The sequence below is a fragment of the Streptomyces sp. NPDC004051 genome, from assembly GCF_053604275.1.
In genome coordinates this window covers 14,913-38,017 of record NZ_JBSGHG010000053.1, presented here as the reverse complement: position 1 = coordinate 38,017, position 23,105 = coordinate 14,913, and the positions used below count along the sequence as shown (strand labels likewise).

23 protein-coding genes and 1 pseudogene are annotated in these 23,105 nt (G+C 72.1%); 18 read left to right on the top strand and 6 right to left on the bottom strand.

Features of this window, described 5'->3' with window-relative positions; translation table 11 throughout:
• Positions 1-190, bottom strand: a pseudogene (locus ACWEQO_RS32530) (hypothetical protein); the annotation flags it as partial.
• Positions 191-507: 317 nt separating this feature from the next.
• Between ACWEQO_RS32530 and ACWEQO_RS32525 the strand changes: the two are divergent.
• The 9 genes from ACWEQO_RS32525 (at position 508) to ACWEQO_RS32485 (ending at position 10,025) form a co-directional block, all read left to right on the top strand.
• The gene (locus ACWEQO_RS32525) at positions 508-942 is read left to right on the top strand and encodes a cupin domain-containing protein (protein WP_452986199.1); all 435 of its coding nucleotides are present in this window, start codon (positions 508-510) and stop codon (positions 940-942) included.
• A 72-nt stretch (positions 943-1,014) separates the two neighbouring features.
• Positions 1,015-2,280 (top strand): glycosyltransferase family 4 protein, encoded by a 1,266-nt coding sequence (locus ACWEQO_RS32520; protein ID WP_361459162.1) that lies wholly within the window; start codon positions 1,015-1,017, stop codon positions 2,278-2,280.
• Positions 2,277-3,101: a transferase gene (locus ACWEQO_RS32515; RefSeq protein ID WP_452986198.1), complete on the top strand. Its 825-nt coding sequence runs from the start codon at positions 2,277-2,279 to the stop codon at positions 3,099-3,101. The genes ACWEQO_RS32520 and ACWEQO_RS32515 overlap by 4 nt, the downstream gene beginning before the upstream one ends.
• Before the next feature lie 271 nt (positions 3,102-3,372).
• Positions 3,373-3,894, top strand: coding sequence for a hypothetical protein (locus ACWEQO_RS32510; protein WP_452986196.1), 522 nt, complete (start codon positions 3,373-3,375; stop codon positions 3,892-3,894).
• Positions 3,895-4,090: 196 nt separating this feature from the next.
• Entirely contained in the window at positions 4,091-5,818 is a 1,728-nt protein-coding gene (gene ctaD / locus ACWEQO_RS32505) for an aa3-type cytochrome oxidase subunit I (protein ID WP_452986195.1), read from the top strand.
• A 26-nt stretch (positions 5,819-5,844) separates the two neighbouring features.
• Positions 5,845-6,186, top strand: coding sequence for a hypothetical protein (locus ACWEQO_RS32500; protein WP_452986194.1), 342 nt, complete (start codon positions 5,845-5,847; stop codon positions 6,184-6,186).
• 88 nt (positions 6,187-6,274) lie between these two features.
• A complete protein-coding gene (locus ACWEQO_RS32495) occupies positions 6,275-7,240 on the top strand; it encodes a hypothetical protein (protein WP_452986192.1) in 966 nt (321 codons plus the stop codon).
• A 181-nt stretch (positions 7,241-7,421) separates the two neighbouring features.
• The gene (locus ACWEQO_RS32490) at positions 7,422-7,772 is read left to right on the top strand and encodes a hypothetical protein (protein WP_361459168.1); all 351 of its coding nucleotides are present in this window, start codon (positions 7,422-7,424) and stop codon (positions 7,770-7,772) included.
• A gap of 264 nt (positions 7,773-8,036) precedes the next feature.
• On the top strand, positions 8,037-10,025 hold the full coding sequence (locus ACWEQO_RS32485; protein WP_452986201.1) for a discoidin domain-containing protein: 1,989 nt from the start codon (positions 8,037-8,039) through the stop codon (positions 10,023-10,025).
• Positions 10,026-10,059: 34 nt separating this feature from the next.
• Here the strand turns inward: ACWEQO_RS32485 and ACWEQO_RS32480 are convergent, their stop codons facing one another.
• Together ACWEQO_RS32480 and ACWEQO_RS32475 are read right to left on the bottom strand one after the other, a co-directional pair.
• Positions 10,060-11,640, bottom strand: coding sequence for a glycerol-3-phosphate dehydrogenase/oxidase (locus ACWEQO_RS32480; protein ID WP_361459170.1), 1,581 nt, complete (start codon positions 11,638-11,640; stop codon positions 10,060-10,062).
• On the bottom strand, positions 11,637-12,236 hold the full coding sequence (locus ACWEQO_RS32475; RefSeq protein ID WP_361459172.1) for a TetR/AcrR family transcriptional regulator: 600 nt from the start codon (positions 12,234-12,236) through the stop codon (positions 11,637-11,639). Before ACWEQO_RS32475 ends, ACWEQO_RS32480 begins: the two co-directional genes overlap by 4 nt.
• A gap of 84 nt (positions 12,237-12,320) precedes the next feature.
• Between ACWEQO_RS32475 and ACWEQO_RS32470 the strand changes: the two genes are divergently transcribed.
• Positions 12,321-13,916, top strand: a complete 1,596-nt coding sequence (locus ACWEQO_RS32470) for an FAD-binding oxidoreductase (RefSeq protein ID WP_452986191.1) — start codon at positions 12,321-12,323, stop codon at positions 13,914-13,916.
• Positions 13,917-13,983: 67 nt separating this feature from the next.
• Entirely contained in the window at positions 13,984-14,889 is a 906-nt protein-coding gene (locus tag ACWEQO_RS32465) for a YegS/Rv2252/BmrU family lipid kinase (RefSeq protein ID WP_452986190.1), read from the top strand.
• Here the strand turns inward: ACWEQO_RS32465 and ACWEQO_RS32460 are convergent.
• Entirely contained in the window at positions 14,868-15,308 is a 441-nt protein-coding gene (locus tag ACWEQO_RS32460) for a hypothetical protein (protein ID WP_361459178.1), read from the bottom strand. The genes ACWEQO_RS32465 and ACWEQO_RS32460 overlap by 22 nt on opposite strands.
• Before the next feature lie 80 nt (positions 15,309-15,388).
• On the opposite strand from ACWEQO_RS32460, the gene ACWEQO_RS32455 reads away from it, so the two are divergent.
• The gene (locus tag ACWEQO_RS32455; RefSeq protein ID WP_361459180.1) at positions 15,389-16,120 is read left to right on the top strand and encodes a helix-turn-helix transcriptional regulator; all 732 of its coding nucleotides are present in this window, start codon (positions 15,389-15,391) and stop codon (positions 16,118-16,120) included.
• A 12-nt stretch (positions 16,121-16,132) separates the two neighbouring features.
• On the opposite strand, the gene ACWEQO_RS32450 is transcribed toward ACWEQO_RS32455, so the two are convergent.
• Positions 16,133-16,969 (bottom strand): alpha/beta fold hydrolase, encoded by an 837-nt coding sequence (locus ACWEQO_RS32450; RefSeq protein ID WP_452986189.1) that lies wholly within the window; start codon positions 16,967-16,969, stop codon positions 16,133-16,135.
• A gap of 223 nt (positions 16,970-17,192) precedes the next feature.
• On the opposite strand from ACWEQO_RS32450, the gene ACWEQO_RS32445 reads away from it, so the two are divergent.
• The 3 genes from ACWEQO_RS32445 to ACWEQO_RS32435 all read left to right on the top strand — a co-directional run bounded on the left by ACWEQO_RS32445 (position 17,193) and on the right by ACWEQO_RS32435 (position 19,907).
• Positions 17,193-18,602, top strand: coding sequence for a cytochrome P450 (locus tag ACWEQO_RS32445; protein ID WP_452986188.1), 1,410 nt, complete (start codon positions 17,193-17,195; stop codon positions 18,600-18,602).
• A gap of 217 nt (positions 18,603-18,819) precedes the next feature.
• A complete protein-coding gene (locus tag ACWEQO_RS32440; RefSeq protein WP_361459186.1) occupies positions 18,820-19,236 on the top strand; it encodes a hypothetical protein in 417 nt (138 codons plus the stop codon).
• A gap of 98 nt (positions 19,237-19,334) precedes the next feature.
• Positions 19,335-19,907, top strand: coding sequence for a hypothetical protein (locus tag ACWEQO_RS32435; RefSeq protein ID WP_452986187.1), 573 nt, complete (start codon positions 19,335-19,337; stop codon positions 19,905-19,907).
• A 60-nt stretch (positions 19,908-19,967) separates the two neighbouring features.
• On the opposite strand, the gene ACWEQO_RS32430 is transcribed toward ACWEQO_RS32435, so the two are convergent.
• The gene (locus tag ACWEQO_RS32430) at positions 19,968-20,159 is read right to left on the bottom strand and encodes a hypothetical protein (protein ID WP_452986186.1); all 192 of its coding nucleotides are present in this window, start codon (positions 20,157-20,159) and stop codon (positions 19,968-19,970) included.
• 414 nt (positions 20,160-20,573) lie between these two features.
• Between ACWEQO_RS32430 and ACWEQO_RS32425 the strand changes: the two genes are divergently transcribed.
• The 3 genes from ACWEQO_RS32425 to ACWEQO_RS32415 all read left to right on the top strand — a co-directional run bounded on the left by ACWEQO_RS32425 (position 20,574) and on the right by ACWEQO_RS32415 (position 23,087).
• Positions 20,574-21,815 (top strand): lectin, encoded by a 1,242-nt coding sequence (locus ACWEQO_RS32425; protein ID WP_452986200.1) that lies wholly within the window; start codon positions 20,574-20,576, stop codon positions 21,813-21,815.
• Positions 21,816-21,880: 65 nt separating this feature from the next.
• Positions 21,881-22,366: a hypothetical protein gene (locus ACWEQO_RS32420; protein ID WP_452986184.1), complete on the top strand. Its 486-nt coding sequence runs from the start codon at positions 21,881-21,883 to the stop codon at positions 22,364-22,366.
• Positions 22,367-22,508: 142 nt separating this feature from the next.
• Entirely contained in the window at positions 22,509-23,087 is a 579-nt protein-coding gene (locus tag ACWEQO_RS32415; protein WP_452986183.1) for a tellurite resistance TerB family protein, read from the top strand.
• Positions 23,088-23,105 lie beyond the last annotated feature (18 nt).

Sequence of the window (23,105 nt, the reverse complement as noted above, 5' to 3'; positions counted from 1 at the left end):
GGGCGGCGGGGCGGACCGGCTGCGGCCGCCGCCCCGCCGCCCGCTGCGACGCGGAGGGCTCGACGGGGGCGGAGGCGCGAATGGCGTGCTCGTTGTCCGTGAGGAACCGCTGCCAGACCTCGTCCGGCAGGGGCGGGGCGCCGTCCCCGCCCTCTGGCGTCTCGCCGTTCTCCGGTCGCTGCGCGGTCACGTCCGTTCGTTCCTCTCCGGTGCGGGAGCCCGCCGACGACACCACAGCCGACTCGCACCAGGACCCCGGCAGGATCATTGCACAGTGAAAAATTCGAGGACCAGGGGCCCGACGGCCGACGTTTTCGCACTTTCCTTCCTCCCTTCGCCCCGCCGGACGCACACGCCGCACCCGTGGCACGGGCCGGGAGACCCGGCACACACCGGACCCCGGAGGCGCTGCGCGGAAACCGGCTCGCCGCACCGTCCCCCGAGACGTCAAATATGCATGCTAGGTTCCCATTTGAGAGGCCCCCGCGCACAGGACGGTGACACCCGATGACGGCAGACGGCGACAACGCCACCGAGCGCGACGGCGACCTCCCGCTGCCGCGGAGGCTGTGCGACACGGCGGAGTTGGCGGCGCTGGAGGACGCGCCGGCCGGCGCCCTGTGGCGGCTCGCGGAACCGGGACGGCAGCTCGACGCCAACGTCGTACGCATCCCGCCCGGCCGACGGGTCGACACCCACCGCGAGCCCGACCTCGACGTCCTCCTGCTCGTCCTGTCGGGCGAGGGCTCGCTGACCGCGCCCGACGGCACGCAGCCCCTGCGCGCGGGCGCCCTGATCTGGCTGCCGCACGGCTCCACCCGGAGTCTCGCCGCCGGCGGCGAGGGACTGACCTGTCTGACCGTGCACCGGCGCCGCCCCGGCCTGCGGATCACGTCGCCGGGCGCCGCGGGCCCTTCGGACGGCCCTCCCCGGCAGCGGTGACGAGATGAAGCCGACACCAACAAAGTAATAACAACAGACAACTTCTCGGCGCTTCAGGCTGTCTAGTCCGCCATGAAGATCTCTTTCCTGATCCACAACGCTTACGGGATCGGAGGAACGATCACCACCACGTTCAACCTCGCGGCGGCACTGACCGAGCGTCACGACGTGGAGATCGTCTCCGTGTTACGGCACCGGGAGCATCCCCACCTCACCCCGCACCCCGGAGTGAGGCTGCGGGCCCTGGTGGACCTCAGGCGGGAACAGGACGACCCCCGGCACCGCAGACCGGCGAAGGTGTTCCCCTCGGCCGAGTACCGCTACCACCAGTACAGCGAGTTGACCGACCAGCGGATCGCCGAGTGCCTGGAGGGCATCGACGCCGACGTGGTCGTCGGGACCCGGCCGGGACTCAACGTGCACCTCGCGCTCCAGGCCCCGCAGCACGTCGTACGCATCGGTCAGGAACACCTCACCCTCGACAACCACCCGCCGAGACTGCGCACCGTCCTGCGCCGTGCCTACCGGCGGCTCGACGTGCTCACCACCGTCACGGAGGCGGACGCCGACGCCTACCGGCGCAAGATGCGGCTGCCCGGAGTACGGGTGGAGGCCCTCCCGAACAGCGTCCCCGACCCCGGGCTGCCCGCCGCGGACGGCACCGCCAAGCTGGTGATCGCGGCCGGCCGGCTGGTCCCCGTGAAGCGGTACGACCTGATCATCGAGGCGTTCGCCCGGATCGCGGCCGAGTACCCGGACTGGCAGCTGCGCATCTACGGAAAGGGTGAGGAACAGGCCGGACTGCGGCGCCTGATCGAGTCGCTCGGCCTGTGGAACAACGTCTTCCTCATGGGTGCGACGACCCCCATGGAGGCGGAATGGGTCAAGGGCTCGATCGGCGTGGCCGCGTCCAACTTCGAGCCGTTCGGCATGACGATCGTCGAGGCGATGCGGTGCGGACTGCCCGTCGTCAGCACCGACTGCCCCTACGGGCCCGGTGAGATCATCAAGGACGGAGTCGACGGCAGACTGGTGCCGGTCGGGGACGCCACCGCCCTCGGCGCGGCCCTGCTGGATCTCGTCCGCGACGACGAACTGCGCCGCCGCATGGGCAGGACGGCCCTCGAGAACGCCCGCCGTTACGCACCCGGCCCCGTCGTGGCGCAGGCGGAACGCCTGGCCCGGGAAGCAGTGGCGGCCCGAAGCACCGGACAGCGCCTCGCCCCGGAGGACGGCCGCACCCACCGTGCCCTGACCGGTCGGGGCCACGCCGCCGCCGACCTCGCCCGTGCCGCCGCATCCGACGCGCTGCGCACCCTTCGGAAGGGACGCCCATGAGCACCCGGCAGGACACGGACGACCTGCGCGCCCACTGCACCGTCGACACCGACGGCCGGATCACCTTCCGCCTCCGGCCCGGACCGTCCGGCCGCCCCCGACTGGCGCTGGTGCCACGGCCGCAGAAGAACCGGCCGGAGCAACCGGAGCACCTCCTCGACCTCGAACCCCACGGTGACGACGGAGAGGTCCGGGCAGTGCTCGCACCGCGACCGGAACTCCCGGAGGGCCGCTGGGACGCGTATCTGCTGAGGGAGCCGGACACCGGACGGGAACGGCTGCGCCCCGGCCTGCGGGACCTGCGCGCCCTCGTCGACGGAACGTTCCGGGCGGGACCGTCCCCGGTGGCGGTCCGGGTGCCCTATGTCACGAAGGCCGGCTTCCTCGCGATCCGGACCTGGCTGCGTACCGCCCACGCGGAGGCCGGCCGGCTCGACCTCGCCGACGGTGCGATGACGGTCCGCGCGCGCCTGTACGGCGCCGAACTCACCGACGGCGCCGAGGTGGTGCTCCGGCTGCGGGGCGACCAGAGCACCGTGCGCGGCTGCCGGCCGCGGAACCGGGACGACGCGTTCGACTTCTCCGTCCCCTTCGCGGAGCTGGCGGCCGCGGCGGCCGGAAACCAGGTCTGGGACGTCTTCCTGAGGCCCGCCGCCGACGCCCCGCTGATCCGGATCAGCCGGCTCCTCGACGACATGGCCGACCGCAAGGCGGTGTGCGCGTACCCGCGGTCCACGGTCGGCGGAGCCGTCCTGCGCCCCTACTACACCGTCGACAACGACCTCTCCGTCGAGGTGACCGCGCCGGAGAGGCCGCGGTGACCGAGCGATCGCCATGAAGGCCGTTCGGCGCCCTGTACGGCGGGCGCCGAACGGCCTTCGGCGGTGCGGGCGCCCGGTGGACGTGTGACCGTTCCGCCTGCCCTGATCGCTCTATTGACCGTTCGCTGGCCGGGCGTCGACGATTCCTGTGTCCCGAACGGTTGTGTCTCCGACACGCAGGAGCCGCAGGAGGCATTTTGGCCGAGCATCCGCCGGCCTCCGCCTCCCGGCCCGCGCCGCGCCGGTCCTGGACCCGGGCGTCGCCTCGGCCGTGCTCGCCGGTGTCGACCTGCTGATCACGGGCTGGGGCTGGGCGGCCTCCTGTCACCGGCCGGTGTTCGTCGACGGCCCGCCGATGGTGCCGGGCCTGCGGGTGGAGAGCGTCACGGTGGCCCACGGCCGCCACGAGCTGCGAGTGCACCGGGTGGTGGGGGCGCCGGTGGACTCCCGAGTCACCCACACCGGCAGGGCCACCGGCCCCGACGAGCCGCTGTTCTCGCTCCTGCACGGTCTGTACGGCTGGGACGATCACGCCCCGGCCCTGGTCCGTGCTCCCCGGGGCACGGCCTTCATCCACTGGGCGCGGGTACCGCGGCTGACCGGCCGGGCCGGCGGTACGTCCGTCCACGTCAGCCTGGCGAGCCCGACCGCCGCGCCGGACCCCGGGCCCTTGGCGGAGGCGGTCCGGGAGATCCGGGTGGACGGGGCGGCGGTCGAGGTCGGGCGGGCCGGCGGAGGAGCCCGTACCCGCATCACGTTCGACCCGGTGAAGGACGGCCACACCCGGCGGTGACGTCCACTGCGCCGAACGGCCCCGTCACCTGGCGGTCCGTCCCGGAGTCCTGGAGAGTCGTCCCGACCGGCGCGTGGACCGCCGACCGGCCGGCACACACCGCGACGCGCCGGGCCGGGCACGGGTCTTACAACTATGGCCGCGATTGCGGAATCCTGCCGGAGGGATTCTGAGCCCATGAGCAAGGAGCGGAACAGTGGCGGTGCACAGTACGTCGGAATCGATCGAGTCGGAAAGTTACGAGGACGAACTCCCGGTCCGACGGAGGCGCCCCGGAAAAGTCGTCGTCTCATGGCTGACCACAACTGACCACAAGACCATCGGCACGCTCTATCTCACGACATCATTCGTATTCTTTATTCTCGGTGGCATCCTGGCCCTGGTCATCCGCGCGGAACTCGCCCGCCCCGGTCTGCAGATCGTGTCGAACGAGCAGTACAACCAGGCGTTCACGATGCACGGCACGCTCATGCTGCTGATGTTCGCGACGCCGCTGTTCATCGGTTTCGCGAACTGGATCATGCCGCTGCAGATCGGCGCGCCCGACGTGGCGTTCCCCCGGCTGAACATGCTCGCCTACTGGCTCTTCCTGTTCGGCTCGCTGATCGCGATCAGCGGTTTCCTCACCCCGGACGGGCCCGCCAGCTTCGGCTGGACCGGCTACAGCCCGCTGGCGAACGCGGTCCGCTCGCCGGGCCTCGGCTCCGACCTGTGGATCATGGGCCTGGGCTTCCAGGGCTTCGGCACCATCCTGGGCTCGGTCAACTTCATCACCACGATCATCTGCATGCGCGCCCCGGGCATGACGATGTTCCGCATGCCGATCTTCACCTGGAACGTGCTGCTGACCGCCCTTTTGGTCCTGCTGGCCTTCCCGGTGCTGGCCGCCGCGCTCCTGACACTCGAATACGACCGGAAGTTCGGCGGACTGATCTTCGAGGCGCCCAACGGCGGGCCCATTCTCTGGCAGCACCTGTTCTGGTTCTTCGGCCACCCCGAGGTCTACATCATCGCGCTGCCGTTCTTCGGCATCGTCTCCGAGGTGATCCCGGTCTTCTCCCGTAAACCGATCTTCGGCTATCTCGGCCTGATCGGTGCGACGATCGCCATCGCGGGTCTGTCGGTGACGGTGTGGGCGCACCACATGTTCGCCACCGGCGCGGTGCTGCTGCCGTTCTTCTCCTTCATGACCTTCCTGATCGCCATTCCCACCGGGGTGAAGTTCTTCAACTGGATCGGCACCATGTGGAAGGGCAGTCTCTCGTTCGAGACCCCGATGCTCTGGTCCGTCGGCTTCCTGGTGACCTTCCTGTTCGGTGGTCTGACCGGTGTCATCCTGGCCTCGCCGCCGCTGGACTTCCACGTGACCGACTCGTACTTCGTGGTGGCGCACTTCCACTACGTGGTGTTCGGCACCGTGGTCTTCGCGATGTTCGCCGGCTTCCACTTCTGGTGGCCGAAGTTCACCGGCAAGATGCTCGACGAGCGGCTCGGCAAGATCACCTTCTGGACGCTGTTCACCGGCTTCCACGGCACCTTCCTGGTCCAGCACTGGCTGGGCGCCGAGGGCATGCCCCGCCGCTACGTGGACTACCTGGCGGCCGACGGCTTCACCGGGCTGAACACGTTCTCCACGATCGCCTCGTTCCTGCTCGGCATGTCCATGCTGCCGTTCTTCTACAACGTGTGGAAGACGGCCAAGTACGGCCAGAAGATCGAGGTCGACGACCCGTGGGGCTACGGCCGCTCCCTGGAGTGGGCCACCTCGTGCCCGCCCCCGCGGCACAACTTCCTCACCCTGCCCCGCGTCCGCAGCGAATCCCCGGCCTTCGACCTGCACCACCCGGCGGTCGCGGCGTACGACCGGGAGGTCAACCGTCCGGAGACCTCCGCGATCCAGCCTCCCGGGGACATGCAGAAGTGATCTCACAGCCCAGTGTGGAGGAGCATGTGAACCCCATCCAGGACAGTGCTCGAGGCCTCGACCAACTCGAGGGGTACCTGCTGTGGGCGGCCGAGGTCGAGGAGGCCCGGCGGCAGGCCGGCCGATTCACCGAGCAACTTCCGTGGCTGACGTCCGCACAGCGCGAGGACGTGGAGCACCTCTACACCGCCGAGCGGATCGCGGCCTCCCGTGCCGCACTCACTCGGATCTGCGACCGTGCGGTCGAGCTCCGGGGCGAGTACGAGGAGCGCTACCGGCAGCTGCGGGTGCGCTGCGTGGCCGCGGCGGTGGTGGGCGCGGCCGGTGGCGTGGGCGCGGCGATCGTCGCGATCCTCACCGGGTCATGACCGACCGCAGCGGCGCAGACGGGGGACGTTGCCCGGACTCGCGCGGGGTGCGAGGCGTTTCGACGAAGTCGAAGTCAGGCTGAACCCCATGGCTTCATCGATCCCCATGGCTTCATCGATCGACGGTCCGCCCCACGGACGTTCCCGGGTCCCCTTCCGGGGCGGCCGACGGTCCGCCGGTCTCATCCGGGTGCGTGGGCGGCTGCGGATGTCGGCCGTCGTGCTCCTGGCGACGGCGGTCCTCACCGGCTGCGGGGCGATCAGCGGCAGCACGGCCGGGGAGGCCCCGACCGCCTCCCCGGCCGCCACGCCGGAGGCCGCGCCGCCGGTGGCCGCGCCGCCGGTGGCCGCGCCGCCGGTGGCCGGTCCGCCGGTGGCCGGACCGTCGAAGACCGGATCCCCGGAGCACCAGGCCCCCGACGCCGGCAGCACCGCACAGGGCAGATCCGGGGTCGGCGCGGAGACGCCCGCCCCGCTCGGCGGTCTCGGCCCACGGACGCTGGCGCTGATTCCCGGGAAAACCCGACAGGTCGTCGTCGTCACCGGCGCGGGCAGGGACGCGAACCACTCCGAGGCCGTGCTGTACCGGCGTACCGCCTCGGGGTGGAAGGCGGGCACTGCGTGGCCCGCCCGCAACGCCCTCAACGGCTGGACCGACGACCACCGGGTGGGCGACCTCCGCTCGCCGATCGGCGTGTTCACCCTCAGCGACGCGGGAGGCCTGCTGCCGGACCCGGGCACCTTGCTGCCGTACGACGAGTCACCGGGATTCGCCATCAGCGGCACGGGCTTCGTGGGGGAGCCGCTCGCCGGCTCCTTCGACTACGTCATCGCGATCGACTACAACCGCGTCCCGGGCACCTCACCGCTCGACCGGACCCGGCCGCTCGGCGCCAACCGGGGCGGCGGCATCTGGCTGCACGTGGACCACCGAGGGCCCACCCAGGGCTGTGTGAGCCTGGAGGAACCGCATATGAGACAGCTGCTGCGGGCGCTCGACCCCGCGCAGCACCCGGTGATCGTCATGGGGGACGCCGGGTCACTGCGCAGGTGAACGCGATCCCGGTGAACCGGTGCCGTGCTCTCCCGTGCCGCGTCGGACGGTCCACTCGTCCGTTTCGTCAGTACCAGACGGTGATCAGAACTCAAATGCACGGGCCGGTTCCGCGGAACCGGGAGCGGGCGGATGGAACGCGAGTGCCGGGACGCGCCGGTGGAGACCCTAGGCTGTGCTCATGGAGCAGCGCGAGATCATGCAGCGGGGTGTCGGCATCCTCACCGAGGCCCTCGAGATGCGGCGGCAACTGCGAGAGAACCCGGACGCCGAGGTGGCGAGGAGCGGGGCCGTCTCCAAGCTGCTCGAAGAGATGCTGCCGCACATCCAGTTGCCGGCCGACGCGAACGCCCGCGAGGTGGCGGAGATCGTCACCGAGAAGCTGGGGCCCGCCATCGTGCACATCACCTCCGCGCTGACCTTCGCCTTCGTGCAGCTCGCCGAAGTGCACGACGCGGGCCGCACGGACGTGTCCTCCGCGGACGTCCTGCGCTCCATCTCGCTGCGCTACGAATCCGGGCCCGAGCGGTGACCGGCAAGCGGTGACCGGCAAGCGGTGACCGACAGGGGCGTTCGTCCGGACTCTTGACTCCCTACGCGCCGGTAGCCATGCTCGGCGCATACCTTGTACCGGCCATGACAATCGGATGGGCCTGGGTCGTCGGTCCGGGCCGCCCGGCGGGACGGCCGTGCCGCTGACGGAGGGACGTGGGCCGTGATCACCGCTCGACGCCGGTACGGCGGTGGACGCCGCCGAGTCGCTCTCGTAACGCTGCTTCTGCTCGTGCTCACCGTGATGTCCCTCGGCCCCACCCCCAGTTCCGCGGCCGACGGCGACTGGTGGGAGCCGACCGCGCGGCCGGCGCCGGACTCCGGGATCGGCGTCACCGGCGAGCCGTTCACCGGCACCGACGCGCGCGGAGAGGTCCGCGGGTTCGTCGACGCGCACAACCACATCATGTCCAACGAGGCCTTCGGCGGCCGGCTCATCTGCGGCAAGCCCTTCTCCGGGAAGGGGATCGCCGACGCCCTCAAGGACTGCCCCGAGCACTACCCCGACGGCTCGCTCGCGATCTTCGACTTCATCACCAACGGCGGTGACGGCAGGCACGACCCCGTCGGCTGGCCCACCTTCGAGGACTGGCCGGCCCACGACTCGATGACCCACCAGCAGAACTACTACGCCTGGATCGAGCGGGCCTGGCGCGGCGGGCAGCGGGTCCTGGTGAACGACCTCGTCACCAACGGCGTGATCTGCTCCGTGTACTTCTTCAAGGACCGCGGCTGCGACGAGATGACGTCGATCCGGCTGCAGGCGAAGCTGACCTACGACATGCAGGCCTACGTCGACAGGATGTACGGCGGCACGGGCAAGGGCTGGTTCCGGATCGTCACCGACAGCGCCCAGGCCCGTCGGGTGGTAGAGCAGGGCAAGCTCGCGGTCGTCCTGGGCGTGGAGACCTCCGAGCCGTTCGGCTGCAAGCAGGTCCTGGACGTCGCCCAGTGCGACAAGGCCGACATCGACGCCGGGCTGGACGAGTTGTACGACCTCGGCGTGCGCAGCATGTTCCTGTGCCACAAGTTCGACAACGCCCTGTGCGGGGTGCGCTTCGACGAGGGCGCGCTCGGCACCGCCATCAACGTCGGGCAGTTCCTGTCGACGGGCACCTTCTGGCGGACCGAGAAGTGCAGGGGCCCCCAGCACGACAACCCGATCGGCCTGGCCGCCGCGCCCGGAGCCGAGGAGGAACTGCCGGCGGGCGTCGAGGTCCCCGCCTACGACGAGGACGCCCGGTGCAACGTACGGGGCCTCACGGACCTCGGCGAGTACGCGGTGCGCGGCATGATGAAACGCAACATGATGCTCGAGATCGACCACATGAGCGTCAAGGCCGCCGGCAGGGTGCTCGACCTCTTCGAGGCCGAGTCGTACCCCGGAGTGCTCTCCTCGCACAGCTGGATGGACCTGAACTGGACCGGGCGCGTCTACGGCCTCGGCGGCTTCGTCGCCCAGTACATGCACGGCTCCGAGGACTTCGTCGAGGAGGCGCGGCGCACAGAGGCGGTGCGCGACGAGTACGGCGCGGGCTACGGCTACGGCACCGACATGAACGGCGTCGGAGGCTGGCCCGCACCGCGCGGCGCCGACGCGCCCCGCCCCGTCACCTATCCCTTCCGCAGTGTGGACGGCGGGTCCGTCATCGACCGGCAGACCACCGGCGAGCGCACCTGGGACCTGAACACCGACGGAGCCGCGCACCACGGACTCGTCCCCGACTGGATCGAGGACATCCGGCGCGTCGGCGGCGAGGACGTGGTGGACGACCTCTTCCGGGGCGCCGAGTCCTATCTCGGCACCTGGAGCGCCTCCGAACGGCACCGGGCGGACGTCAACCTCGCCGAGGGCGCCCGGGCGACCGCCAGTTCGACCGAGTGGAGCCTGTTCACCAGCTATGCCCCCGGCCGGGCGGTGGACGGTGACCGGGGCACCCGCTGGGCCAGCGACTGGAGCGACGACCAGTGGCTCCGGATCGACCTCGGCGCCACCCGGGAGGTCGGGCGCGTCACGCTCGACTGGGAGCGTGCGTACGGGACTTCGTACCGCATCGAGCTCTCCGCCGACGGCGAGAACTGGCGGACCGTCTGGTCCACGGCTTCGGGGGACGGCGGCCTCGACACGGCCCGCTTCACCCCGGAACCGGCCCGCCACATCCGCCTTCGGTTCCTGGAGCGGGGGACCGACTGGGGCTACTCCCTGCACGAGGTCGGCGTCCACCGGAGGTGACGGCGGCCCCCGCCCACCCGGGACGGGGCACCTCTCAACTCCGGTGCGGCGGGGTGCCGTCCAGGACTTCGCGGACGGCGGGGAGCGCCGCCGCGCGGTCGGCGGGGACGAGACCGATGCGGGTGCGGCGGTCGAGCAGGTCGCTCTCGTCGAGCGCTCCCTCGTGGCGCAGGGCCCACAGCAGTTCGGCCCCGGTGACCGGGTGCCCGGGCAGCACGGGCTCGCCCAGCCGGGCGTCCCGCGCGCCGAGGGCGTGGACGGCCGGCGCCTCCGTCCCGTAGCGCCGCACCAGGCGGCGGGGTGCGGGCAGGGTGCTGAGGACGTGCGGCGGCGCGGCCCCCACGAGCGGGAGGGACGCGGTGCGGGACGGGCCGGCCGGCAGCCGGCGGACGCGGACGGCGGCGTCGACGGCGTCCTCGGCCATGCGCCGGTACGTGGTGAGCTTGCCGCCGACGACGGTGACGACCCCCTCGGACGAGGTCAGCACCGCGTGCCGTCGTGAGACGTCGGCGGTCCTCGTCGCCGCACCGGCGCCGGCCGGCGCGGTGTCCAGCAGGGGGCGCAGCCCGGCGAAGGCCCCGACGACGTCGTCCCGGTGCAGCGGGACCTCCAGGACGGAGCACAGGACGTCGAGGAGGAAGCCGATGTCCGTCTCGGGTGCCTCGGGGACCTCGGGGACGCCGCCGTCCACGGGTTCGTCGGTGAGCCCGACGTAGACCCGACCGTCGTCCTGGGGCAGCACGAGGACGAAGCGGTTGTTCTCCCCGGGGATCGGGATGTGCAGGCCGGCCGGGAGCGGGCCGAGGACGGCCGGGCGCAGCACGAGGTGGGTCCCGCGTGAGGGGCGGATCCGGATGCCGTCGACGAGACCGCCGGCCCAGACACCGGACGCGTTGATCACCGCACGGGCGCGGATCTCGCCCTCCTCGCCGGTGAGTTCGTCGCGTACCCGGGCGCCGGACGCGGTCAGCTCCAGGGCCCGGAGCCGGGTGAGGACACGAGCCCCGTGCGCGGCGGCGGTGCGGGCGAGGGCGGTCACCAGGCGGGCGTCGTCGGTGAGCCGGCCGTCCCACGACAGCAGGCCGCCCCGCAGCCCGTCACCCCGTACCGCGGGGGCCAGGTGACGGGTCTCGGTCACCGAGATCCGGCGCGGCGCGGGCAGGGTCGCCCGCGCCGTGCGGGCGGCCAGCCGCAGGGCGTCCCCGGCCCGGAAACCGACGCGGGCCAGAGCGGCCTGACCGCGGGAGACCAGGGGGGTGAGGGGCAGGACGAAGGGCTGGGCGTGCACCAGATGGGGGGCGGTGCGCTGCATCAGCACCCCGCGTTCGACCGCGCTCTCGTGGGCGACGTCCAGCTGGGCGGAGGCGAGGTAGCGCAGCCCGCCGTGGATGAGTTTGCTGCTGAAGCGGGAGGTGCCGAAGGCCAGGTCGTGGGCGTCGACGGCCACCACGCTCAGACCGCGGGCCGCTGCGTCCAGAGCGGTCCCGGCGCCGGTGGCGCCGAGACCGACGACCAGGACGTCGACGGCCGGGCCGCCCACGGTCCCGGTCAGCTCACGGGTGCGGCGCCCGGCGGACAGGGACGAGGCGGAGGCCGGTCCGGTGAGGGCGTTCACGGGGCGAGGGTCCTCTCCAGGATGTCGCGCAGTTCCGCGAGGAGCGCCTCGGAGGTGAGGTCGGGGTCGTCCTCGTCGGTCATGGTGCGCAGGGACAGGGCGAAGGACTGGACGATCAGGAGTACCGAGCGCGCCTGCCGTTCGGGATGGCCGGTGCGCACCGATCCGTCGGCGTGTCCCTCGCGCACGCTGTCGGCCAGCAGCTCCAGCAGCGCCACCTGGCTCGCTCCGCGACGGTCCAGCACGTAGGGCAGGAGCAGTTCGGGATCCACGTCGACGATCTTCCGGAAGAGCGGATGCCCGCCGAAGGCGCGCACCCCCGCCACCAGTCCCTCGACCATGCGGTCCCGGCCGGTGACGTCCGAGGAGCGCTCGGGGAGCGCGCCGGTGGCCACGTCGATCCATTCCCGGGTCATGAGGTCCCCGACCAGCGAGCGCACGTCGGGCCATCGCCGGTACAGCGTCATCCGGGAGACCCCGGCGCGGCGGGCCACATCGGTCAGCGTGGTGCGGCGGACCCCGACGGCCAGAACGCAGTCGCGCACCGCGTCGAGCACCGCGTCGTTGTCCGAATGGTTGTGACGAATAGGCGTCATGTGTCACAGTGTAACGGCCAGCGGGGCCGTCGGCGACGGCATCGCCCATATCGACGCTCGAACCGACCGGTGAGGACGACAGTGATGGACATGCTGTGGAGCGGCTGGGGCGACCCGGCCAGGGCGACGCCGCTGCCCGACACGGTGATCGGGCTGCTGCGCGATCTGCTCGGCGTCACGCCGCGCGAGGCCGGACCGGTAACCCTCGAGGAAGTGGCCGTGCCCGAGCCCCGGTTGGCGTCCGCCGCGCACCGCGCGCTGGCCGAGGCGCTGGGCGGTGAGGAGCATGTGCGCACCGACCCGGCGACGCGGATCCGGCACACGCGCGGCAAGTCCACCCCCGACCTGCTGCGGATCCGGCACGGTGACGTCACCGACATCCCGGCGGCCGTCCTGTTCCCCGCCGGCCACGACGAGGTGCTCGCCGTCCTGCGCGTCTGCGCCGAACAGAGCCTGTCCGTGGTGCCGTTCGGCGGCGGCACCTCCGTGGTCGGCGGTCTCGCCCCCGGCCGGCAGGGCACCTTCGTCGCCCTGGACCTGCGGCGCATGGACGCCCTGCTCGCCCTCGACCCGGTCTCCCGCACCGCCACCCTGCAACCCGGCCTGCGCGCCCCGCAGGCCGAGGCGCTGCTCGCCGCACACGGCTTCACCCTCGGCCACTTCCCCCAGTCCTACGAGTGGGCGACCATCGGCGGCTTCGCCGCGACCCGCTCCAGCGGCCAGGCGTCCGCCGGATACGGCCGCTTCGACGAGATGGTGCTCTCCCTCACCCTCGCCACCCCCGAAGGCACCCTCGACACCGGCCGGGCCCCGCGCTCGGCGGCCGGGCCCGACCTGCGCCAGCTCGTCCTGGGGTCCGAGGGGGCCTTCGGCGTCATCACGTCGGTGACCGTCCGGATCCGCCCTCTCCCGCAGGCCCGCCTCTACGAGGGCTGGCGGTTCGACTCCTTCGAGGAGGGCGCCGCCGCGCTGCGCCGCCTCGCCCAGGACGGGCCGCGTCCCACCGTGCTGCGGCTGTCCGACGAGACCGAGACGCTGGTCGGCCTCGCCCAGCCGGACGCGATCGGCTCCGGCGCCCCGCGGTCCGCCGGATGCACGGCCGTCGCCGGCTACGAGGGCACGGAGGAGGACACCGCGTACCGCAGGGAGAGGGCCGCGGCCGTCCTGCGCGCGTGCGGTGGGACACCGATGGGGGAGGAGCCCGGACGCCGCTGGGTCCACGGCCGCTACTCGGCCCCCTACCTGCGCGACTCCCTGCTCGACGCCGGGGCCCTGGCCGAGACGCTGGAGACCGCGACGTTCTGGTCCAAGATCCCCGGGCTGTACACCGCGGTACGCGACGCGCTCACCGCCACGCTCACCGAGGCCGGCACCCCGCCCCTGGTGATGTGCCACATCTCCCACGTCTACGAGAACGGCGCCTCCCTGTACTTCACCGTGGTCTCGGCGCAGGGCGACGGAGACCCGGTGGCGCATTGGACGCGCGCCAAGCACGCCGCGAACGAGGCGATCCTCGCCGCCGGCGGCACCATCAGCCACCACCACGGTGTCGGCACCGACCACCGGGACTGGTACCTCCGCGAGGCCGGCCCGCTGGGCGCCGACGCCCTGCGCGCGGTCAAGCGGTGCCTGGACCCGGCCGGAGTGCTCAGCCCCGGCGTTCTCCTGCCCGCCGACTGAACCGAAGCGCCGTCACCCACAGAGGACCGTCCCGCTCCATCCCGTCGGCCCGCCCGGAGGCAACCCGATGCGACAGTTCACCGCCGTCGTCAACCCCACCGCGGGCGGATCCACCGGAGCGGCCGCGATGCTCGCTCTCGCGCGACGGCTCCGGGAGGCCGGGGCCGAACTGCACACGGAGTACAGCCGCAGTCTGGCCCACGCGCAGGAGCTGGCCCGGGACGCCGGCCGGCGGGGGCGGGTGGTGCTGGCCGTCGGCGGGGACGGCATCGCCGGAGGCATCGGCGGCGCCCTCAGCGGGACCGGCGCCGTGCTCGGCCTCGTACCGGCCGGCCGCGGCAACGACTTCGCACGGGCCCTGGAACTGCCCACCGAACCGGCGGCCCTGGCCCGGATCCTGCTGGAGGGCGAACCGCGGCACGTCGACACCATCGAGGTCGAATCGGCCGTCCACGACCGCACCGTCGTCCTGGGCAGCGTGTACGCCGGAGTGGACGCGCTCGCCAACCGCCACGCCAACCGCAGCAGGCTGCTGCGGGGCGCCGCCTCCTACTACGCCGGCGGACTGCGGGCGGCCGCCACCTGGCGACCGGCCCGCTACCGGGTCACGATCGACGGGGAGGAGCACCCGCACACCGGCTACACCGTGGTGGCCGCCAACTCCGGCTACTACGGCTCCGGCCGTGTCATCGCGCCCGACGCCCGGGTGGACGACGGACTGCTGGACGTCGTGATGATCGAGGACGCGCCCCGGCGCCTGTTCTTCGCCCTGATGAACGACCTGAGGACGGGCGCCCACGTCCACCGGCCCCAGGTGCGGGTGGAGCGGGGCCGGGAGATCCGTGTCGCCGCCGACCGCGACGTCCCCTACGGTGCGGACGGTGAGGTCGACGCCCTGCTCCCCGTGACGCTCAGGGTCCTGCCCGGAGCGCTGCGCGTGCTGTGCCGACCTCAGGCCCGGGAGCCGTGGTAGCGCTGGGCGAGCCGGGCGAGCGCGACCGCACCGAGGAGCAGGCCGAAGTCGCGCAGGGCGATGTCGTAGTAGCCGGGGACGGTGAGGAGACTGACGATGATCCCGGCCAGCCAGCCGGCGACCAGCCAGCCCCCGAAGCGCGGCGCGAGCGCCACCACGACGCCGGCCACGATCTCGATGACCCCCACGGCGTACATGGCCGACTGACCGCTGCCCGGGACGAGGCCGTTGATCCACGGAGCGAGGTAGGCGGGCCAGTCGACGAGCAGGTTGGCGAACTTGTCCAGGCCGAACAGGATCGGGGCCACGGTGAAACCGGTGCGCAGGATCACGAAGGCCTGGTAGCCGGGGTCGGCGAGCGCGGCCCGCCGAGACGCGACCGAGGTACTGCTGGAACCGGAGGTACTGGGGGCGGCCATGGCCCCTCCTTCTGTCGTCCCGTGGAACTTCTATCGACAACTTCCATTTTCTATAGAAGCTCCGTCTCCTTCTTCAGTCAATGCCTGTGGGTTTTACACTGGTGTTCGTGGACGACACGGACGAAGTACGGGACCGGCCGGACGACACGCGTGACCAGGACGTCTCGGCCATCGCCGCCCTCGACGAGCCCACCCGCCGGAGGCTCTACGACTACGTGGTGCGCGAGCCGGAACCGGTGAGCCGGGACGACGCCGCCGCAGCCCTGGGGCTGGCCCGGCAGACCGCGGCCTTCCACCTGGACCGGCTGGCCGACGAGTCCCTGCTCGACGTGGTCTACGCGCGGCGCAGCGGACGCACCGGCCCGGGCGCGGGCAGACCGGCCAAGCTCTACCGCCGCTCGGCGAAGCAGATCGCCGTCAGCCTCCCGGACCGGCGCTACGAACTCGCCGGGCGGCTCCTCGCCCACGCCGTGGAGGAGTCCGGCGCCACCGGGGAGCCGGTGCGTGACGTCCTGCACCGCGCGGCACGGGAATGCGGCGCGCGGGCGGGCGCCGACGGCCACGAAGACGGCCACGAAGAGGTCTTCCCCTTGTTGGAGCGGTACGGCTTCGAGCCGCGGTACGAGGGCGACGCCGTCGTCCTGGGCAACTGCCCCTTCCACACGCTGGCCCGCGCGCACACCCGGACGGTCTGCGGGATGAACCTCCACCTGCTGCGCGGTGTCCTCGACGGCCTCGGCGACACCGGCTTCGAAGCACATCTGGCGCCGGAACCCGGCCGCTGCTGCGTCCGCCTGGAACCCGCGGCCTGAGGGGCACTCACCTCACTCGGCGAGGAAGGACAGAAGCGCCCGGTTGACCTCTTCGGCGTGCGTCCACAGCAGGCCGTGCGGAGCGTCCTCGACCTCCACGTACTTCGCGCTCGGCAGCGCCCGGTGGAACGGGCGCCCGGTCGAGTCGATGGGCAGGATGTTGTCCGCCGTCCCGTGCAGGATCAGGGCGGGCACGTCGACGGCGGAGATGTCCCCCCGGAAGTCGGTGAACCACGTCATCGGCGCGGCCGCCGCGGCGAAGGACCCACCCGCCGCGGCCGTGTGCCAGCTGTTGCGGACGGATTCCGGACTGATGCGGCTGCCGAGATTCTCGTCGAGGTTGTAGAAGTCCTTGAAGAACGACGTGTAGTACGCGTACCGGTCGGCCTTCACCGCCGTGGAGATGCCCTCGAAGAACGCGCGGGGCGCCGCGCCGTCCGGGTTGTCGTCGCTCTTCAGCAGGCAGGGCTCCAGCGAGGCGAGGAAGGCCGCCTTCGCGACGCGCTCCGTCCCGAACCTGCTGACGCAGCGGGCCACTTCACCGGTGCCCATGGAGAACCCGACGAGCACGGTGTCCGAGACGTCGAGGGTCTCCAGGACCATGTTCAGATCGGAGGCGAAGGTGTCGTAGTCGTATCCCGTCGTGGGCTGACCCGACTGTCCGAATCCGCGCCGGTCGTAGGTGATCACGCGGTACCCCGCGTCGAGCAGCGCGGCGGACTGCTTCTCCCAGGAGTGGCCGTCGAGGGGGTACCCATGGATGAGGACCACGGCCTGCCCGGTCCCGTGATCCTCGTAGTAGAGCTCGATGTCGGTGGAGTTCTCGCGTCCCACGGTGATGTACGGCATTGCGGTTCTGTCTTTCCTCGGCTCGATGGCGGGCAACCCGGATCGCACGGCCGCGCCGGGTCGGAACCTGGCGATGTCTCCAGGTTCCCGCGCCGTGCGCGACCCCGCATCCGGTCGACGGCGCGTACGAGATCGCCGAAGAGGGCCTGGCGCAGCATCCCTCTCCATGATCTTGGGCATGCATGGGGCGTTCGACGGCCCCCCACAAGGAGTGATCCGCTCGATGAGCGCCACGACGAGACCGTCCGCCCCGCCTCCGACCGCTCCCGGCAGCCTGCCGCTGATCGGTCACGCCCACCGGCTCGCCCGGGACCCCCTTCCGTTCATCACCTCACTGCGCCGGTACGGAAGCGTCGTCCGGATACGCATAGGCCCGAGCCCCGCCTACGTCGTCACCGACCCCGCACTGACCCGCCGGGTCCTGGTGACCGAGGCCGCCCACTTCCCGAAGGGCGGCAGGATCATCGACGCCCTCCGCCTCTTCTTCGGCGACGGCCTCGCCACCATCGCCGACGGCGAGGCGCACCTGCGCAATCGCCGGCTGATGCAACCCATGTTCAACAAGTCGCACATCGCCGACCGCGGCGACGCCATGATCCGTCAGGTGCGCGCCATGGTCGAGGCGTGGCCGCAGGGCACGCCGCGGGACGTGTACGCCGACATGAACGCGACCACCCTCGCCGCGTTCCTCGTCGCCCTCTTCGGCACGGACCTGCCCGACCGGCTGGAGAGCGAGTTCACCTCGCTGATGCCCGAGATCATGAAGGGAACGATCCGGCAGACGATCCTTCCCTCCTGGATCACCGGACTGCCGCTGCCCGCGAACCGCGCCCACGCCGCCCGCGTCGCCCGCCTGCGGGCCCTGATCGACCGGGCCGTCGACCACCACGTCCGCCGGACCGCACACCCGGGGACGGACGAGAGCGGTGCGGCGCCGGCGCAGTGCCCGCACGCGCCGGCACCACCGACGCGGCAGGCGGGCCTGTTCGCCGCCCTGCTCACGGCCGAGACCCCGCTCAGCCGCCGGCAGGTGCAGGACGAGGTCATCACCCTGCTGACCGGCGCGATCGAAACCACCGGCACCACCCTCGCCTGGGCCCTGTACGAGATCTCGAGGGACCCCGGGACCGAGCGGCTCCTCCGGGACGAACTCGCCCTCGTGTGCGCCGGCCGTCCCCTGCGCCACGAGGACCTGGACCGGCTCGTCCACGCCCGGCGGGTCCTCCAGGAGGCGATCCGGAAGTACGGACCGGCCTGGATGGTGACGCGCACCGCGAGCCGCGACATCGAACTCGGAGGGCACCGCATCCCCGAGGGCGCCGACGTCGTCTGGAGCCCCTACCTGCACCAGCACGACCCGGAGGTGTTCCCCGCCCCGGACGTCTTCGACCCGGACCGCTGGGCCCCCGAGCGCTCGCAGGCCACCCGCGGCTCCTTCCTGGCGTTCGGCGACGGCCGCCGCAAGTGCATCGGCGAGAACTTCGCCTGGACGGAACTCCAGATCATCCTGGCCACCATCCTCCAGACCTGGCCCCGGATCGGCGTCACCTCCGCCGCACCGAGCGCCCAGGCGGTGGTCACCGTCAAGCCGGACAAGCTGACGATGACCTTCTCCTCCGGGACTTCCGGCTGAAGACGGACCGGCCGGACCGGTCGCGGCAGGCGCACCGGCCCGGCCGATCCGGCCGTGAACGGCGAAGAACAGCCAAGTGCGGTCAGAAATCAGCACCTTCAGTGGCCGGTGACGGGTTAATGTCGGTGTCAGGGAGCAGAATGATCAGTGAAAGAGATCAACACCGGCGCCGTGCTGGGTAGACGGTCTCGAGTCCCGGCTCCGGAAAGGCCCAGCGATGCTCATCACCATCAACCAGATGCAGGACCGTCCGCGCGCCGGACGGGTGACCACCGGGCTCCGGGCGGCCCCCGAGAGTCCGTTCGCCCCGGCCGGCACCGGCAACCCCGACGTCCTGCGCATCATCGCCGACCCGCGTACCCCCACCTTCGTCACGGTGTACGCGAACGGCCGCCGCAGATACAGCTACTGGCGTCCGCTCGACTCCAGCACCGGCCAGGGCGGCTGCTACGCGGCCCTGCCCACCCCGGACTGCGACGAGCTGCACGCGGCCGGGAAGATCGAACTCGGGGACCCCGTCGAGGACCCGAACCGGACGACATACCGGGTCAGCGCGTCCCCCCGGCTCGCTCCCGCGCCGATACGCTCGGCCCGGGAGCGCCCCCGCGTGGTGCGCACCGCCCGCGTGGCCTGAGCCGACCGCCGGGGCGCGCTCCCGTGCCGCGCGAGGTGTGCGAGACGCGGCACGGGAAGGCCGAACGGCGACGTCGAAAGCCGGGCAGAGCCCCGGGGATGCGCGGGAACAGCATGGGCACGGAGGCGACGGCACACCGGGCGGGGACGACGCGGCCGCGAGGGACGGCCGCGCTCCGGGCGCTCGCCGCGCTGACGGTCGGCGCGCTGACGGTCGGCGCGCTGGCCGGCTGCGGCGGCCCGGGCGGCGTGGGCGCGCAGTCCCCGGACGGCGACCGGGCGCCGGAGCCCCGCTCTGTCTGGACGCGGTGGTCGGTGTCGGCCGCGGACGGGCGCGACCCGGCCGCCTGCTCGGACGGGAACTGCGAGATCGCGGTCCTCGAGCCGGTGACCGTCCGCTTCGACGGGCCGGCCGGCACAACGACCCTGTCCGTGACCGAGGTCGGCCCGAACCGGATCGAGTACGTACTGAAGTCCGGCAACAACCGGTCCAGGAACGGGGTCGAAGGCCCCGGGCAGGTCTGCCTCACCGTGCTGCGTTCCCACGGCTCCAGCACCTCGTGCGGCGGCCGGGGCGACGGGCGGCCGCCCGCCGCCCGGCCCGGCGCCGTCGTCGTCCAGGCGGCGACGGGGGAGGACGGGACGGCTCTGCTGCACATCGTGTCGGGCTGACGGGCCGCCAGGCGATGGAGGCCGGAACGACGGCGGACACCGCGAGGCCGCAGGAGACCGTCAGGTCTCCCCGCCCGCTTCCTCGCCGATGTCGTCCCAGCGGGCCACGAAGCGGGCGGATCCGCCGGTGACGCGGTAGAGGAAGGCACCGCCGTCGTCGTTCGCCTCGAAGAAGAGGTCGGGGCGCACGGCCGGTTCACGGATGAAGGCAGCTGCCGTACTCCGCGTCCTCGGCGCCCGGTCCTCCGCCACGGTGTACGCCTCGTCCGCCGGTGAGGCGCTCGGGGAGGGCGACGGCGACCGGCTCGCGGACGCCTCGCCGCTCCTGCCCGCCCGCTCCTCGGATGCCGTCAGGGGAGGAGGGACCCCGCCCTCTGCCTCGAACGGTCGGTTCCGTCGTGGTAGGCGGTGTGGCGTACGGGGAGCGCATCGGGCAGCAACTGGGCGTGAGGCATTGCTACTTGGCGTGAGGCATTGCTGCTTGATGTTCGAATGGGGTGGTGGCAGGCGTCTGCGGGCGGCGGCTGGGCGTCTGTGGGCCGTTGGTCCGTACCAGAGTGTTGACGCCTTTTGGCCCATGCCTTAAATCAAGGAGCGAAGCACTTGCCCCCCACACCCTCGGTCGGCGCGCCCGTGGACGCGGGCCGCCGCACGGAAGGGAGAGCCATGTCCTCTCCGCGCACGCTCCGCAGATGGCTGACGGCCGTCCTGTCCGCGGCCCTGGTCGCCTCCGCCGCCGTCGGGACCGCCCGGGCGGAACCGGTGGACGGCACCGCCGCCGCGGCTCCCGCGGCCGTGACGTTCTCGGACCACTTCGACGGGCCCGCCGGCGCGGCCGTCGACTCCTCCAAGTGGCACATCGAGACCGGCGACAACGTCAACAACCACGAGCGGCAGTACTACACCTCCGGCAACAAGAACGCCGCCCTGGACGGCCAGGGCCACCTGGTGATCACCGCCCGCAAGGAGAACCCGGCCAACTACCAGTGCTGGTACGGCACGTGCCAGTACACCTCGGCCCGACTGAACACCTCCGGAAAGTTCACCGCGCAGTACGGGCACGTCGAGGCGCGGATGAAGGTTCCGCGCGGTCAGGGCATGTGGCCCGCCTTCTGGATGCTGGGCACTCCGGTCAACTGGCCGGACTCGGGCGAGATCGACATCATGGAGAACGTCGGCTTCGAGCCCTCCACCGTCCACGGCACCCTCCACGGTCCTGGTTACTCCGGCGCGGGCGGCATCGGCGCCGGTTACACACTGCCCGGTGGCCAGGTCTTCGCGGACGGCTTCCACACCTTCGCCGTCGACTGGGCGCCCGACTCGATCACCTGGTCGGTGGACGGAAACGTCTACCAGCGGCGGACCCCCGCCGACCTGGGCGGGAAGCAGTGGGTGTTCAACAGGCCCTACTTCCTGATCCTCAATCTGGCGGTGGGCGGCTACTGGCCCGGGGACCCGGACGGCTCGACCGTCTTCCCGCAGCAACTCGTGGTCGACCACGTGTCGGTGACGACGAGTGACGCGCCGGCCGGCGGCGCGATCCGCGGTCTGGCGGGCAAGTGCGTCGACGTCGCCGGGGCGAACACGGCCAACGGCACCCCGGTGCAGCTCTACGACTGCAACGGCACCTCCGCCCAGCGGTGGTCGGTGGGCGGTGACGGCACGATCCGGGCGCTCGGCAAGTGCCTGGACGTCGCTTCGGGCGGCACGGCGGACGGCACCCCCGTCCAGTTGTGGGACTGCAACGGCACCGCGGCCCAGAGGTGGGTCGTCACCGGCGCCCGCGACATCGTCAACCCCCAGGCCGACAAGTGCCTGGACGTGACCGGCAACAACGCGGCCAACGCCACCCGGCTGCAGATCTGGACCTGCACGGGCGCCGCGAACCAGAAGTGGACGGTGGGCTGATCCCCGACCGGATCCGGCGGGACCGCGACCCCGGTGGCGGTCCCGCCGGCCACTACGCTCGCCGGATGCGCACTCCCCGCTCAGCCTCGGGCTGGACCATGGCCGTCTTCGGAGCACTCGCCGCCGCGCTGGGCGCGGTGGGCCTGATCGCGCCGGCCGCGCAGTTGACGCTGCTGGGCCTCGCGGCCCCGGGCGGGCGGGGCGGCAGCGGCGACCTCACGCCGGCCTTCGTGACGGCGTCCTCGATGGCGGCGTTCAACATGGGCGTGTACTACATGCTGGCGGCGCTCGCCGACTGGCGTGCCTTCTTCCGGTGGACGGTCCCGTTCCGGCTGCTGACGTGCACGGTGTTCACGGTCGCCGTGTTCACCGGGCGGGCGCCCGGGGCGTTCATCGGCGTCGCTGTGTGGGAGGGCCTCGGCGCGGTCGCGACCGGTGCGGCGCTGCGGTCCGAACGGCGCACCGCCGCAGCGGGCGACCCCGACGGGGGTGCGGCGGCCCCGGCCCCGCGGACCGTGCCGAAGCCCGAGTCCGAGGCATCGGGCCGCTAAAAATATTTTTACCTTTCTTTTGTTGTCCGGGAACGCGTCCGCCCTCGCACCCGTTGACCGGTCGGACCGCGAGATCCGGGACCGACGACCGGTACCGGGAAGACAGCGACACAAGACAGCAACAGAAGCCGAGGTGGAACCAGTGGCGATGTGGGACCGTGTCAAGGACCAGGCCAGGGCGCTGCAACAGTCCCAGGGCGCGCGGGCGGGAGGCGGGCGGTACGGGGACCCCGGACCGGCGCCGGCCGGCGGCCCCGCGCGCGGTTCGTCCTCCGGCGGCTCCAGGGCCCAGCTGATGAGCCTGCTGAAGTCCCAGCTGGCCTCGGCGAAGGCGGAGCTCAAGAGCGGCGCCTACCGGGACGCCAGCATGGCGATGTGCGCGCTGGTCGCGGCCGCCGACGGGCGGGTGGACCCGACGGAGCGGCAGCGCGTGGAGGAGCTGATCGTCTCCAACGACGTCCTGCAGAACTTCCCGCCGGACCAGCTCCGCAAGCGGTTCAACGAGCACGTGGACCAGCTCGTGGCCGACTTCGAGGTGGGCAGGGCGCGGGCGTTGCAGGACATCGCCAAGGCGGCGAAGAAGCCCGTCGAGGCACGCGCGGTCGTCCAGACCGGCATGGTCATCGCCGGTGCCGACGGCACCTTCGAGGCGTCCGAGCAGTACGCCATCCGTGAGGCCTGCGCGGCCCTGAACGTCTCCCCGACGGAATTCGGGCTCTGAGGGCCGCGCAGATCTCTT

Coding starts and splice junctions, on each gene's coding strand:
- ACWEQO_RS32525 (WP_452986199.1), top strand. CDS start 508: ATGACGGCAGACGGCGACAACGCCACCGAGCGCGACGGCGACCTCCCG.
- ACWEQO_RS32520 (WP_361459162.1), top strand. CDS start 1,015: ATGAAGATCTCTTTCCTGATCCACAACGCTTACGGGATCGGAGGAACG.
- ACWEQO_RS32515 (WP_452986198.1), top strand. CDS start 2,277: ATGAGCACCCGGCAGGACACGGACGACCTGCGCGCCCACTGCACCGTC.
- ACWEQO_RS32495 (WP_452986192.1), top strand. CDS start 6,275: ATGGCTTCATCGATCCCCATGGCTTCATCGATCGACGGTCCGCCCCAC.
- ACWEQO_RS32490 (WP_361459168.1), top strand. CDS start 7,422: ATGGAGCAGCGCGAGATCATGCAGCGGGGTGTCGGCATCCTCACCGAG.
- ACWEQO_RS32485 (WP_452986201.1), top strand. CDS start 8,037: ATGTCCCTCGGCCCCACCCCCAGTTCCGCGGCCGACGGCGACTGGTGG.
- ACWEQO_RS32475 (WP_361459172.1), bottom strand. CDS start 12,236: ATGACGCCTATTCGTCACAACCATTCGGACAACGACGCGGTGCTCGAC.
- ACWEQO_RS32470 (WP_452986191.1), top strand. CDS start 12,321: ATGGACATGCTGTGGAGCGGCTGGGGCGACCCGGCCAGGGCGACGCCG.
- ACWEQO_RS32465 (WP_452986190.1), top strand. CDS start 13,984: ATGCGACAGTTCACCGCCGTCGTCAACCCCACCGCGGGCGGATCCACC.
- ACWEQO_RS32460 (WP_361459178.1), bottom strand. CDS start 15,308: ATGGCCGCCCCCAGTACCTCCGGTTCCAGCAGTACCTCGGTCGCGTCT.
- ACWEQO_RS32455 (WP_361459180.1), top strand. CDS start 15,389: ATGCCTGTGGGTTTTACACTGGTGTTCGTGGACGACACGGACGAAGTA.
- ACWEQO_RS32450 (WP_452986189.1), bottom strand. CDS start 16,969: ATGCCGTACATCACCGTGGGACGCGAGAACTCCACCGACATCGAGCTC.
- ACWEQO_RS32445 (WP_452986188.1), top strand. CDS start 17,193: ATGAGCGCCACGACGAGACCGTCCGCCCCGCCTCCGACCGCTCCCGGC.
- ACWEQO_RS32440 (WP_361459186.1), top strand. CDS start 18,820: ATGCTCATCACCATCAACCAGATGCAGGACCGTCCGCGCGCCGGACGG.
- ACWEQO_RS32435 (WP_452986187.1), top strand. CDS start 19,335: ATGCGCGGGAACAGCATGGGCACGGAGGCGACGGCACACCGGGCGGGG.
- ACWEQO_RS32425 (WP_452986200.1), top strand. CDS start 20,574: ATGTCCTCTCCGCGCACGCTCCGCAGATGGCTGACGGCCGTCCTGTCC.
- ACWEQO_RS32420 (WP_452986184.1), top strand. CDS start 21,881: ATGCGCACTCCCCGCTCAGCCTCGGGCTGGACCATGGCCGTCTTCGGA.